The organism is Saccharopolyspora sp. MMCC62 (assembly GCF_057736575.1).
Genome location: NZ_JBYKCM010000008.1, coordinates 212,605 through 226,119, shown reverse-complemented (window position 1 = coordinate 226,119; position 13,515 = coordinate 212,605). Strand labels below are relative to the sequence as shown.

General features: G+C 72.0%; 10 protein-coding genes. All 10 read right to left on the bottom strand.

Features of this window, described 5'->3' with window-relative positions; translation table 11 throughout:
• Window positions 1–60: 60 nt before the first annotated feature.
• Entirely contained in the window at window positions 61–2,736 is a 2,676-nt protein-coding gene (gene alaS, locus AC29IT_RS19885; protein WP_488219740.1) for an alanine--tRNA ligase, read from the bottom strand.
• 140 nt (window positions 2,737–2,876) lie between these two features.
• The gene (locus tag AC29IT_RS19880; protein ID WP_358436243.1) at window positions 2,877–3,218 is read right to left on the bottom strand and encodes a hypothetical protein; all 342 of its coding nucleotides are present in this window, start codon (window positions 3,216–3,218) and stop codon (window positions 2,877–2,879) included.
• Window positions 3,215–3,616: a DUF948 domain-containing protein gene (locus AC29IT_RS19875; protein WP_224962481.1), complete on the bottom strand. Its 402-nt coding sequence runs from the start codon at window positions 3,614–3,616 to the stop codon at window positions 3,215–3,217. The genes AC29IT_RS19880 and AC29IT_RS19875 overlap by 4 nt, the downstream gene beginning before the upstream one ends.
• 124 nt (window positions 3,617–3,740) lie before the next feature.
• Window positions 3,741–4,700, bottom strand: coding sequence for a 2-hydroxyacid dehydrogenase (locus tag AC29IT_RS19870; RefSeq protein WP_488219739.1), 960 nt, complete (start codon window positions 4,698–4,700; stop codon window positions 3,741–3,743).
• A gap of 299 nt (window positions 4,701–4,999) precedes the next feature.
• Window positions 5,000–6,352, bottom strand: a complete 1,353-nt coding sequence (locus AC29IT_RS19865) for a replication-associated recombination protein A (protein WP_358436248.1) — start codon at window positions 6,350–6,352, stop codon at window positions 5,000–5,002.
• A gap of 88 nt (window positions 6,353–6,440) precedes the next feature.
• A complete protein-coding gene (locus tag AC29IT_RS19860; protein ID WP_358436251.1) occupies window positions 6,441–7,958 on the bottom strand; it encodes a SulP family inorganic anion transporter in 1,518 nt (505 codons plus the stop codon).
• Window positions 7,959–8,270: 312 nt separating this feature from the next.
• Complete coding sequence (locus AC29IT_RS19855) at window positions 8,271–8,885, bottom strand: carbonic anhydrase (protein ID WP_358436254.1); 615 nt, start codon at window positions 8,883–8,885, stop codon at window positions 8,271–8,273.
• A gap of 65 nt (window positions 8,886–8,950) precedes the next feature.
• On the bottom strand, window positions 8,951–9,316 hold the full coding sequence (locus tag AC29IT_RS19850) for a hypothetical protein (RefSeq protein WP_488219738.1): 366 nt from the start codon (window positions 9,314–9,316) through the stop codon (window positions 8,951–8,953).
• Window positions 9,317–9,809: 493 nt separating this feature from the next.
• Window positions 9,810–11,027, bottom strand: a complete 1,218-nt coding sequence (locus AC29IT_RS19845; RefSeq protein ID WP_358436259.1) for a hypothetical protein — start codon at window positions 11,025–11,027, stop codon at window positions 9,810–9,812.
• A gap of 306 nt (window positions 11,028–11,333) precedes the next feature.
• Window positions 11,334–13,142 carry an aspartate--tRNA ligase gene (aspS, locus tag AC29IT_RS19840; protein WP_488219737.1) on the bottom strand — a complete coding sequence of 603 codons (1,809 nt, stop codon included), beginning with the start codon at window positions 13,140–13,142 and terminating at the stop codon, window positions 11,334–11,336.
• Window positions 13,143–13,515 lie beyond the last annotated feature (373 nt).

The window sequence follows — 13,515 nt, the reverse complement described above, 5'->3', positions numbered from 1 at the left end:
GGCGTCCCGCTCCCGGGTCAGGGGCGTCGGCCGCCGGGCCGACGCCCCGCTGTCCTGAGGTCACCCCTGGACCGACCCGTCCAGCGCGCGGCGCAGCGCCTCGATCGCGGCGGGCACTCCGGCCGGGTTCGAGCCACCGCCCTGCGCCATGTCCGGCTTGCCGCCACCGCGACCGCCGACCTCGGCGGCGAACGACGGGACCAGCTTGCCCGCGGCGAGACCGAGGTCCCGCGCGGCGTCGTTGATGCCGACCACGAAGGACACCTTGCCCTCGGCCGGGTCGGCGGCGAACAGCGCCACCACCGCGGGGCGCCCGGCGAGCCTGCCGCGGACCTCGCCGGCCAGCGCGCGCAGCGCACCGCCGTCGACGCCGTCCGGGACCTGCTCGGCGACCAGGCTCACGCCGCGCACGTCGGCGGCGCGTCCGGCGAGGTCACCGGCGGAGGACAGCACCTGCTGCACGCGCAGCTGCTGCAGCTCCTTCTCGGCACCGCGCAGCCGGGCGACGACGCCCTCGATGCGCTCCGGGAGTTCCTCGGCGGGCACCTTGAACTGCTCGGCGAGCTGGGTGACCAGCAGGTGCTCCTTGCTGATGTGGCGCATCGCGTCCATGCCGACGAGCGCCTCGACCCGGTGCACGCCGGACCCCACCGAGGAGTCCGCGACGAGCTTCACCACGCCGAGCTGGCCGATCCGGCCCACGTGCGTGCCACCGCACAGCTCCCGCGAGTAGTCGCCCATGTCGACCACCCGCACCTGGTCGCCGTACTTCTCGCCGAACAGCGCCATCGCGCCGAGCTCCATCGCCTTGTCCATCGTCGTGGTGTACGACGAGACCTCGACGTCGTTCTGCAGGTAGGAGTTGACCTCTTCCTCCACGCCGCTGAGCACCGAGGCCGACACCGAACTGGGCGCGGTGAAGTCGAACCGCATCCGGCCCGGCGAGTTCAGCGACCCGGCCTGCGCGGCCCGCTTGCCGTAGGCGCCGCGCACCGCCGCGTGCACCAGGTGCGTCGCCGAGTGCGAGCGCTCGATGGCGCGCCTGCGGTCCCGGTCCACCGCGGTCTCCAGCTCGGTGTCCACGCCCAGCTCACCGGAGACGACCTTCGCGCGGTGCACGAACAGGCCGGGGACGGAGCGCTGCACGTCGGACACGCGCACCTCGACGCCCGGGCCGACCAGGGTGCCGGTGTCGGCGATCTGGCCACCGCCCTCCGCGTAGAACGGGGTGCGGTCGAGCACCAGCTCCACCTCGGTGCCCGCGGCCGCCGACTTGGCGGGGACGCCGTCGACGAGCAGGCCGAGCACCCGGCTCTGCGACTCCAGGTCGGTGTAGCCGATGAACTCGGTGGTGCCGTGCTGGTCCAGCAGCGTGCGGTAGGTGGACAGGTCGCCGTGGCCGGTCTTGCGGGCCTTCGCGTCCTCCTTGGCGCGGCGGCGCTGCTCGCCCATCAGCTCGCGGAAGCCCACCTCGTCCACGGCCAGGCCCTGCTCGGCGGCCATCTCCAGGGTCAGGTCGATCGGGAAGCCGTAGGTGTCGTGCAGCTGGAACGCCTTGGCGCCCGCGAGCTGCTCCCCACCGGCCTTCTTGGTGTCGGCGACCGCCACGTCGAAGATCTTCGAGCCGGCGGTGAGGGTGGTCAGGAACGCCTCTTCCTCGTTCCGGATCACCGAATCGATCCGCTCGAACTCGGTCTTGAGCTCGGGGTAGGACGGCGCCATCGCGTCCCGCACGACCTGGGTGAACTCGCCCAGCACCGGCTCCTGCACGCCCAGCAGGCGGGTGGAGCGCACGATGCGGCGCAGCAACCGGCGCAGCACGTAGCCGCGGGCCTCGTTGCCGGGGGTGACGCCGTCGCCGACGAGCATCACGCCGGAGCGGGCGTGGTCGGCGATCACGCGGAACCGCACGTCGTCCTCGGCGTTCGCGCCGTAGCGGCGGCCGGAGAGCTCCTCGGCCTTCGCGATCACCGGGCGCACCAGGTCGGTCTCGTAGACGTTCTCCACGCCCTGCAGCAGGCACGCGACCCGCTCGACGCCCATGCCGGTGTCGATGTTCTTCGTCGGCAGCTCACCGAGCAGCGGAGCACCCTTCTTCGGGCTCTCCTCACCCCGAATGTCCTGCATGAACACCAGGTTCCAGATCTCGATGTAGCGGTCCTCGTCGACGTTCGGGCCGCCCTCGCGCCCGTAGTCCGGGCCGCGGTCGTAGTAGATCTCCGAGCAGGGGCCGCCGGGGCCGGGCACGCCCATGTCCCAGTAGTTGTCCTCCGCGCCGCGCACCTGGATGCGGGCCGGGTCGATGCCGGTCGTGTTGCGCCACAGCGCCGCCGACTCGGTGTCGTGCTCGTAGACGGTGACCCACAGGCGTTCCGGGTCGATGCCGTAACCGCCGTCGGCGACCGAGGAGGTCAGCAGCTTCCACGCGTGCTCCATGGCGCCTTCTTTGAAGTAGTCGCCGAAGGAGAAGTTGCCCGCCATCTGGAAGAACGTGTTGTGCCGGGTCGTCTTGCCGACCTCGTCGATGTCGCCGGTGCGCACGCACTTCTGGATGCTCGTCGCACGCGGGTACGGCGCCGGGGCGTCACCGAGGAAGTACGGCTTGAACTGCACCATTCCCGCGTTCACGAACAGCAGGGTGGGGTCGTCCAGGATCAGGGAGGCGCTGGGCACCACGGTGTGGCCGGTGCCGCGGAAGTGCTCGGTGAAGCGGTGGTTGATCTCGTGGGTCTGCACGGTGGTTCCTTCGGAGGGTGCTGCGGGGTCGGGGTTCGGGGTCGCGGCGGGACGCGTGGGCGGGGCGTTCGGGGAACCGGGGGCGGTCCGCTACCGGTGAGCCGGATCGGGCCGCACCGGTTCCCCGGAACGCCCGCCGTTCAGCGTTCCGCCCGGCGAGCTCGCCGAGCCGGTGCGCGCACACCATCAGCGGCCGGGCGAACCCGGCCTTCCGCCGGTCGAGCGTCGATCGCGCGGGGCTCGGACTGCCACCGCGGCACCGAGGTGCCGTCGACGACGTCCTGCAGCTCCTGCTCCCGTTCGCTCATCCCGGCGCGCACGTCCGCGCCGAACGAGCCGACGGCCCCCGCGAGTTCGCGCATGGCGCCACCGAGCTGCTCGGCGACGCCGCTCGGGGTCGCTTTGCGGGCGGTCTCGTTGACCTTGCGGGTCACGAACACGCCTGCGGCGATACCGGCCCCGAACCAGAACATCCGCCTCACTTGCGTCCTCCCTTGCGACGGGAGTGCTTGCCCCACGGCTCTTCCTTGCGCTTGCGGCGAGCTCGGAGAGCCTTGCTCACCCCGTACGAGAAGGCCGCGGTCTTCACCAACGGGCCACCCAGTGTAGCCGTGAACAGCGACGACAACGCCGAGACGTTGCCGCTGACCGTCTTGGCGTTGGCCGTGATGCCGTCCACCCGCTCCAGCTGGGTGTTGACGTGCGTCAGGGTCGAGTTGGCCCCGGTGAACAGCGGGTCGGTGTTCTCGTGCGCCTTGCGGATCGCGACGGTCGCCTCGTCCAGCGTTCGGCCGAGCTTGACCAGCGGGATCGCCAGCAGCACGACCAGCAGCACGAACGCGCCCGCGACGATCAGCGCGGCGATCTGCGTGGGCGTCACGTGCCCTCCCGGTTTCCACGTGGTTTTCCTGCCACCGACGAGGATTCGCCGGTGTCTTGATCGCGCGTCACGTTACCGTGCCACCCCCGGGCGAGCGCTTCCGGTTCGTCGGCGCGTCCGACGGTCAAGCCGCCACCGGGGTGACCGGGCCGTTCCCGGTCAGCACGCCGACCACGTTGCGCGCGGCGAGCTCGGCCATCGCCGTGCGCGTCTCCTCGGTCGCCGAGCCCAGGTGCGGGACGAGCACCGCGTTGTCCAGCTCCAGCAGCTCCGGGTGCACGGCCGGTTCCTCCTCGAACACGTCCAGCCCGGCCGCGGCGATCCGGCCCGCGCGCAGCGCCGCGGCCAGCGCCGCCTCGTCCACCACCGGGCCGCGGCTGGTGTTCACCAGCACCGCGGACGGTTTCATCGCGGCCAGCGCGGCGGCGTCGATCAGGTGCCGGGTCCCGTCGGTCAGCGGGCAGTGCAGCGAGACCACGTCGGACTCGCGCAGCAGCTCCTCCTGCGGCAGGAACCGGGCGTCGAGCTCGGCCTCCACCGCGTCGGTGGCCCGGCGACGCCCGGAGTAGGCGATGCGCATGCCGAACGCGCGCGCCCGGCGGGCCACGGCCTGCCCGATCCCGCCGAGGCCGATGATCCCCAGCGTCTTGCCCTGCAAGCCCGTGCCCAGCATGAACCCGAGGTGGAAGAACCACGGCGTGCCGGAGCGGATCAGCCGCTCCCCCTCGCCGAGCCTGCGGGTCGCCATCAGCACCAGCGCGAACGCGAGATCGGCGGTGGCGTCGGTCAGCACTCCGGGCGTGTTCGTCACGGTGACGCCACGGCCGGTCAGCGCGGGCACATCCAGGTTGTCGTAGCCGACGGCCACGTTCGCCACGACCTTGAGCTGCGGGCCCGCGGCGTCGGCGACCGCGGCGTCCACCCGGTCGCCGAGCATCGCGACGACCGCGTCGGCCCCGGCCACTTCGCGGCGCAGGTCCGCCGGGTCCAGCGCGCTGTCCCGTTCGCAGACGTGCACCTCGCCCGCGGTGCGCAGCAGCGCCACGGCCGCTTCGGGGAGGTTCCGGGTCACGACGATCCGCACGGTGGCTCCTTCGGTGCTGTGTCGGGCGGGTGCTGCTCGGCCGGTCGCCGCCGGCCGGGGGCTGGGGATAGGTGGTGCTGCGGGTGGGCGGTGCTGCGGGTGGGCGGAGTGGGGGTCGGCGGAGTGGGGTGTCTTCAAGGTGCGGTCGGCGGAGTGCGGGTCGCCAGGTCACTGCCGTTCCGGCCGCGGCTCGCTCGGCCGCCGGGCACTCGGTGGCCGGGTGCCCGGCTGCGGGTCGCCCGGTTCCCGGACGCTCGGCACCCGGACGCTCGGCCGCCCGTGCCCGGTCGCCCCGCGGTTCACTCCCCGCGGACGATGCCGCGCAGCTTCGGGACCCGCTCGGCCAGCACCCGCTCGGCGCCGCGCACCGTCGGCTCGTAGTAGTCGGTGCCGACCAGCTCGTCCGGCGCGTACTGCTGCTCCAGCACGCCCTCGGCGCGGTCGTGCGGGTAGCGGTAGCCCTTCGCGTTGCCGAGCTTCTGCGCGCCCGCGTAGTGCCCGTCGCGCAGGTGCGGCGGCACCGTCCCGGACTTCCCGGCGCGCACGTCGCCCATCGCCGCGTCGATCGCCGTGATCACCGCGTTCGACTTCGGCGCCGTCGCCAGGTGGATCGTGGCCTGCGCCAGCGCCAGCCTGCCCTCCGGCATCCCGATGAACTGCACGGCCTGCGAAGCGGCCACCGCGGCCTGCAGCGCCGTCGGATCGGCCATGCCGACGTCCTCGCTGGCGTGCACCACCAGGCGGCGCGCGATGAACCGCGGGTCCTCCCCCGCTTCCACCATGCGGGCCAGGTAGTGCAGCGCGGCGTCCACATCAGACCCGCGGATGGACTTGATGAACGCGCTCACCACGTCGTAGTGCTGGTCCCCGCCCCGGTCGTAGAGCACCGCGGCCCGGTTCACCGTGGCCTCCACGGTGGCCAGGTCGATCCGGCCGGAACCGGTGGACGCGGCTGACTCGGCGGCCGCCTCCAGCGCGGTCAGCGCGCGGCGCGCGTCCCCGCCGGCCAGCGCCACCAGGTGTTCCAGCGCGTCGTCGGCGAGCTCCAGCTCCCCGGCCAGCCCGCGCTCCTCGGTCACCGCGCGCCGCACCAGCTCCCGCACGTCGTCCTCGTCGAGGCTGCGCAGCTGCAGCACCAGCGAGCGGGACAGCAGCGGCGCCACCACGGAGAAGTACGGGTTCTCGGTGGTCGCGGCCACCAGCAGCACCGTGCGGTCCTCGACCGCGCCCAGCAGCGCGTCCTGCTGGGTCTTGGAGAACCGGTGCACCTCGTCGATGAACAGCACCGTCGCCTCGCCGGAGCGGCCGAGGCGGCGGCGCGCCTCCTCGATGACGGCGCGCACCTCCTTCACCCCCGACGACAGCGCCGAGAGCGCCACGAACCGGCGGCCCGTCGCCCGCGATACCAGGTTCGCCAGCGTCGTCTTCCCGGTCCCGGGCGGGCCGTACAGCAGGATCGACGCGGGGGCCGCGCCCTCCACCAGCCTGCGCAGCGGCGCCCCTGCGCCCAGCAGGTGGCCTTGGCCGAGGACCTCGTCCAGCGACCGGGGCCGCATCCGCACCGCCAGCGGCGCGTTCTCGGCCAGCTTCTCCCCGGCGCGGTCCTCGGTCTCGGCGCCGAACAACCCCTCGTCGAACAGCCCGTCGCTCACCCCGTCGACGCTACCCGGGAGCCCCGACGCGGCCGCGCCAGAGGTGCCCGCTGGGGGCTCCTCCGGCGCGGCTCGCGCACGGCCGTGGTCAGCGCACGCCCGCGGGCATGGCCACCTCGGTGCGGGCGTTGTCCCGCTCGCGCTGCGCGACCCAGTTCTGCACCGCCTGGTGGCACGCCTGGTCCAGGTGCCGCACCGTGCTCAGGTCCAGGTGCACGCTCTGGTCCGCGGGCACGTTCTCCAGCCGCTCCAGCAGCCTGGGCAGCCGCAGGAAGGTGGCGTTGCCGCCGAACTCCAGGCGCAGGTACCCGTCGTCGCCCTCCTCTTCCTTGACCGACAGCCGCGACACGTCGAACGCGGTCTTGATCACCGCGGCGCCGAGGCCGATCAGGGTGCCGATGAGCAGGTCGGTGGACACGATCATCACCGCGGTCAGCACCAGCACGAGCGCCTCGGGCCGGTTCGTCCGCAGCATCTCGACGACCTTGTTCAGCTCCAGCAGCTTCCAGCCCGCCTGGATCAGCAGCGCCGCCAGCACGGCGGTCGGGATGAAGCCGAGGACTCCGGGCAGCGCCATCACGAACAGCAGCAGCCACACGCCGTGCAGCACGCGGGACGCCTTCGTCTTCGCCCCGGCGCGCACGTTCGCGCCGGACCGGACGATCACCGCGGTCATCGGCAGCGCGCCCAGCAGGCCGCACGCCGCGTTGCCCGCGCCCTGGGCGATGAGCTCCTTGTTGTACTGCGTCTTCGGCCCGTCGTGCATGCGGTCCACGGCTGCCGCGCTGAACAGGCTCTCCGCGGAGGCGATCAACGCGAACGTGATCATGGAGCCGATCACCGCGGGGGTGACCGCGGCGGCCCAGGCCTCGCCGGTGGGGATGTTGATGGTCTCCAGCAGCGAGCCGACCTCGGTCATCTTCAGCGGCAGGCCCAGCGCCCACACCCCGGCGCTGGCCACGACGACGGCGACGAGCGCGGCGGGGATGCCGCGCACCTTCTCCGGCATCTTCTGCCAGCCGAACAGGATCACCAGGGTGACGACGGTGACGCCGAGCCCGGCGAGCCCCTGCGGGGTGGTGAACATGGCGACGACCAGGCCGGGCAGGCCGGCGAACTTCTCCGCGGTGTGCGCGGGCTGCTCCAGCCCGCCCACCGGGTACAGCTGCCCGAGCATGATCACGAGGCCGATGCCGGCCAGCATGCCCTGCACGACCGAGGGCGAGATCGCCCGGAACCAGGTCCCGATGCGGCCGATGCCCATCACGATCTGCATCAGCCCGGCACCGAGCACGATCACCCCGAGCGTGCCGAGGCCGTGCTCGGACACCGCCGAGGCGACCAGCACGGTCAGGCCCGCGGCGGGACCGCTGACCTGCATGGTGCTGCCGGGCAGCAGGCCCACCACGATGCCGCCGATGACGCCGGTGATGATGCCCAGCTCGGCGGGCACGCCGGAGGCGACGGCGACGCCGACGCACAGCGGCAGCGCCACCAGGAACACCACCAGGGATGCGCCGAAGTCGGCGCCGAAGGTCCCCTTGGGCCACTGCGGGACTCCGGAACCGGTGCGCCGCTCGGCGGACGCGTTGGTCTGAGTGGTCACGATGCACTCTCCGTTGATGTCTGAGGGGTAGACGCCCGCGGCCGCGTTCGCACGCGGTCGGGCGCTGAGCGGCGGGCCACGGCCGTGGCGCGCGAGCCCGCGGGAGCGCCGCAGGTCGGTCGCGCGCGGCAGGCGGCCGCGCCCGTTCCGCTCGGGAGGACCGGCGTTCCGCGCGATCGCGGGACGCCGAGATCGGAACCGCCGGTGCGCGCCCCATTCCGAGCGCGCACCCCGACGGATCCGCATTGAGGTGTTCGGTTCAGCGAATTGCGCCGAATGCCGCACATACCGCGCGTCGGTGCGCGGCCGTGATCACAGCGGCAGGAAATCCACGTCGGCGGGCGAATCCGGAGTGCGGTCCGGGCTGCGGAACACGAGACCGGTGTCGATCTCGTAGAACCACCCGTGCACCCGCAGGTCGCCCTGCGCCACCCGGTCCCGGATGAACGGGTATTCGAACAGCGTGTCCAGCTGTTCCCGGACGTGGGCCTTGCTCTCGGAGCGCACCGCCGGGTCGGGCCCGACCGGCGCGGTCTGCGGCGGTTCGCCGGTGCCCAGCCAGGTCCGCAGCGCGGGCAGCTGTTCCAGGCCGCACCCGGCCACGCACTTCGCGGTCACGGCACCGCAGTGCGAATGCCCGCAGACCACGATCTCCGGAATGCGCAATTGGAGCACGGCGTACTCGATCGTCGCCATTTCGCTCGATGCGGAATCCGGGACGTAGTGCGGCACCACGTTGCCCGCGGTGCGCAATTCGAAGAGCTTTCCCGGTTCGGCCCCGGTGATGCGGGAGGGCATCACTCGCGAATCCGAACAGGTGATGAACAGCGCGACGGGCTGCTGCCCGGAAGCGAGTTCCCGACGGTGTGCTTCGGAGATCGTGCGCGGGTGCCGACGCGCGTGGTCCACCAGGTGTTCGAAATTCATTGCGCCGCCTCACTGAGCGTCGAGGGAGATCACGGTGTTTCGGTGTTCCGTTCGCGGAACACCGATCAGTGCCGGTAGACCTGCAGCACTGCCGGAGCGTGTCTCTCCCGTACGCAGTGCGCGTCGCGCTGCGAGCAGGGGTGGCCGCCGAGGCGGGAGCCGAGCGGGGCGTGCCGCGCGGCGAGGTCCTCGCGGAAGGACCGCGGCAGCGGTTCCCGCGGGTCGGGCGTGCGGGCCTCGCGCCGGGACGGCGAGGTCGCCGCCGGGCGCTGGCGGACCTTCTCGCTGTGCTCCTTGATCTCGTTGGTCTTGATCTCGGAGGTGTTGCGGACCGCCAGTTCCGCGCACAGCGTCGACTGGAACGGCACGACCACTGCGAGCAGAACCGTGAACAGCAGGAACAGTCCCGCCCTCACGATCCTGATACGCATGGTGCCTCCTGGGGCGACGTGCACTGGTGGCCTGCGGCCGATGGGGATGTCGGGGGCGACGGTGCCCGGCCGATACGTCCCGTGACTCGGAGGTTCCCGCACGAGTGCGGCGGGATTCGCTCCGCTGTCCGCATCCGAGGCGACTCCACTGCGGGAAGGCGCCTTCCGGTTGCTCGACACAACGTATCCGACTCACCCAGTGTAAATGCAAGGGTGATCATCGCCCTAAAGATGAAGAAAGATTAATGCGCACAATCGGACCTCCACCCGGAGGGCGCAAGCGAGGCACTCGAACAGCGCTCCACATGCACGTTTCGCTACCTGTGCTGGACCAGAAACCGAAACTTGAACCCGTTCGAGCACATTGGGGGCGGCACGATTCATCTCGATGAGATCTCAACGAAATCCGGATGTCCAGCCCGTGACGCCGGGATCACGTCGACGTGAACGGCCCCGCGCCCCGGGCGGTGCGCGAGGCCGGGAAGGAACAGGGCTACTTCTCCTCGTCGCGGAACGCCGGGTAGCGCAGCAGCTGCAGCGCGCCCGCCCCGAACCGCTCCACCAGGGCGTCGACCATCGAGGAGGCGTAGCCGGCCAGCCCCGGTTCACCGCACTCCACGGCGTCGTCCCGCAGCTTGCGCCAGCGGTCCACCAGCGCGGTGCTCCGCCGCGGCGAGGGCATGTGCAGGTCGATCGGCCGGTCCGACTCCCCCGTGCGCGGCAGGAACCACCACGTCGAGACCCACACCCACAGCACCTGCGCGTCGAACAGGCGGGGCAGCAGCACCTCGTCGTCGTCGAGCTCCGGCCACACCTCGGCGATCTCCGAGCGCCAGGTCGCCAGCATCCCGTCCGACAGGTTCTCCGGCAGCGAGTACGAGCACCAGGACGACGGGAACGGGTACTGCAGGTACGCCGCGTCCAGCGCGACGTCCCGCACGCAGCCCCACTCGAAGTCCAGGAACCGCACCCCGGTACCGGTCACCAGGCTGTTGTCCGGGCAGATGTCCGAGGGGCTGAACGAGCGGTAGCGGCTCTGGTCGAGCAGCTCCGCCGCCGACTGCAGCCGGGCCGACACCTCCGGCGGGGTGCGCACGCCGAGGGACTGCTCGATCAGCTCCGGCAGGTCCTCCAGCGACCGCACGATGTCCTCGGCCACCGGGTCCGCGCAGGACTTGGCGCCCACCCGGCGCATCAGCGCCTCGAAGTCGGCCTCCCGGCCGGCCAGCGTCGTGTGCAGCCTGCCCAGCGCCCGCGCCCACGCCAGCAGCGCCCGCTCGGCGGCCCGCGGGTCCTCACCGAACAGCACGTCCTCTAGCGTGGAACCGCGGCCCAGGTCCTCCAGCACGAGCAGCCGGCGTTCGGCGTCGTGCGCGATCAGCTCGGGACCGACGCGGATCTCCGGGGGCAGCGCGGTCGCCAGCTGGCAGCTCGCCGCCTCGTGCGCGAACGGATCGGAGCGGGCTTCCTCCGGGCATTCCCCGTAGTGCTTGAGCACCAGGGTGCGCGGCAGCTCGTACGGCGTCTCGGCTACGCGCACGCGGAGCACGACGGAGCGCTCGCTGCCACCGAGGTCCTCGGCGTCGGCGAGCCGGACCGGGGCTCCCATGCGCTTGCTGAGCACGGCTTCGGCGGTGCCGACGGTGTCGGTCACCGTGGTGCTGGCGGGCACACGGACCTCCGGAGGGCCGGAAGTGATCTCCACGCTCATCGTCTCCAGACACTACCCCCACAACCTGAACCCGAACGGGCAAGACCGGTCAAGTACGCCACCGCTGGTAGCGGCGCGCGCACCGCACGTGCTCGCTCGGCTGAACCCCACCTGCGCCGGCGGGTACCCGGAACCGGGCCCGCGAGACCGTCGCGCACCGGTCCGGCGCTCCCACGTCATCCCGACGGAACCGAGCCGCGCTCGCGTTGCATCGTTTCGCGCGCGAACCGGCTCCGGGCGACGAACGGGGCCGCGCTGCTCGTGCAGCGCGGCCCCGCACCTGCTGTCGGCCCGGCGGCCGCCGGGTCAGCTCTGCTTCTCGGTGAGCTGCTCGGTCGGCACCGGGTCGGTGCCCTTCGCGGCCGGCTTGGCGTCCACCCCGGCCTCCTTGCGCTGCTCCGCCGTGATCGGGGCGGGCGCGGAGGTCAGCGGGTCGAAACCGCCGCCGCTCTTCGGGAAGGCGATGACCTCGCGCAGCGAGTCGGCCCCGGCCAGCAGCATGCAGATCCGGTCCCAGCCGAGGGCGATGCCGCCGTGCGGCGGCGGGCCGAACTTGAACGCGTCGAGCAGGAAGCCGAACTTCTCCTGCGCCTGCTCCTCGGAGATGCCCAGCACCGAGAACACCCGCTCCTGCACGTCCGCGCGGTGCACGCGGATGGAGCCGCCACCGATCTCGTTGCCGTTGCAGACGATGTCGTAGGCCCAGGCCAGCGCGTGCTCCGGGTCCTCGTCGAACGTCTCCGCCCAGTCCGCGTTCGGCGCGGTGAACGGATGGTGCACCGCGGTCCAGCGGCCGCTGCCCACCGCGACGTCGTCGCTGTCGGCGATCGGCGCGAACATCGGCGCGTCCACCACCCACACGAACGACCAGGCGTCGTGGTCGATCAGCCCGCAGCGCTCGCCGATCTCCAGCCGCGCGGCGCCCAGCAGCGCGCGCGAGGGGGACCGCTCGCCCGCGGCGAAGAACACGCAGTCACCGGGGTTGGCGCCGACCGCCGCGACCAGGCCGTCGCGCTCGGCGTCGGACAGGTTCTTGGCGACCGGGCCGGACAGGGTGCCGTCCTCGCCGACCAGCACGTAGGCCAGGCCCTTTGCGCCGCGCTGCTTCGCCCAGTCCTGCCAGGCGTCGAGCTGCCGCCGCGGCTGGCTGCCGCCGCCCGGCATGACGACCGCACCGACGTAGGGCGCGCGGAACACCCGGAACGGGGTGTCGGCGAAGTACTCGGTGAGCTCGGTGAGCTCCAGCCCGAAGCGCAGGTCCGGCTTGTCGCTGCCGTAGCGGGCCATCGCGTCCGCGTACGTCATCCGCGGGATCGGCAGCGGGATCTCGTGCCCGATCAGCTTCCACAGGCCCGCGACGATCCGCTCGCCGAGCTCGATGACGTCGTCCTGCTCGACGAAGCTCATCTCGATGTCGAGCTGGGTGAACTCCGGCTGCCGGTCGGCGCGGAAGTCCTCGTCGCGGTAGCAGCGCGCGATCTGGAAGTAGCGCTCCATGCCGCCGACCATGAGCAGCTGCTTGAACAGCTGCGGCGACTGGGGCAGCGCGTACCAGGAACCGGGCTGCAGGCGCGCGGGCACCAGGAAGTCGCGGGCGCCCTCCGGGGTGGAGCGGGTCATCGTCGGCGTCTCGATCTCGACGAAGTCCCGCTCGTGCAGCACCTCGCGGGCGACCCGGTTGATGTCGCTGCGCAGCCGCATGATCCGGGCGGGGCCGGAGCGGCGCAGGTCCAGGTAGCGGTGCTTGAGGCGGATCTCCTCGCCGACCTCGAGGTGCTCGTCCAGCGGGAACGGCAGCGGCGCGGACTCGGAGAGCACTTCGAGCTCGGTGGCGTAGACCTCGATCTCGCCGGTGCCGATCTCGGTGTTCTCGTTGCCCTCGGGCCTGCGCACCACGTCACCGGTGATCCGGACGCAGAACTCGGCGCGCAGCCGGTGGGCGCGCTCGGCCATCTCGCCTTCGCGGAAGACCACCTGGGCGACGCCCGAAGCGTCGCGGAGATCGATGAAGATCACTCCACCGTGATCGCGGCGGCGCGCAACCCAGCCTGCCAAGGTGACGGACTGCCCGGCATGACCGGCGCGAAGCGATCCGGCCTCGTGCGTGCGCATCACGGGTACTGAGCTCCTCTTCAGGTCGACGAATGCGACAACCGCCCTGCGGCGGTGCTGCGACGTCCGGGCGCGGCACGGCTCGGTGGCGACCGCGGACGTGAGAGTCATCAGGCTATCCAACGTGGCAGGCGCGCCGTCCAGCAGGTTTCCGCGCGCCGGTGGCCGTTTCGGCGGACCGCCCCCGACGTGGTGCGCGGCGCCGGGTTTCCGGCATTCACGTTCCGGCCGATCCGCTCGATCCGCGAACCGCGGTTCGAGAACGGCACCGGGAGTTCCGGCTCGCGCACTCGGCGAAGTGGAGAGGGCCAGGCGGAGCAAAGGACGCTCGGCTGAACACAAAGCGCGCGAATTCGCCTCACACTTTAGTAGGTGG

What these genes read in the sequence shown, in the direction of transcription:
- AC29IT_RS19855 (WP_358436254.1), bottom strand. Translation starts at nt 8,885, where the DNA reads ATGAATTTCGAACACCTGGTGGACCACGCGCGTCGGCACCCGCGCACG.
- AC29IT_RS19845 (WP_358436259.1), bottom strand. Translation starts at nt 11,027, where the DNA reads ATGAGCGTGGAGATCACTTCCGGCCCTCCGGAGGTCCGTGTGCCCGCC.
- AC29IT_RS19850 (WP_488219738.1), bottom strand. Translation starts at nt 9,316, where the DNA reads ATGCGTATCAGGATCGTGAGGGCGGGACTGTTCCTGCTGTTCACGGTT.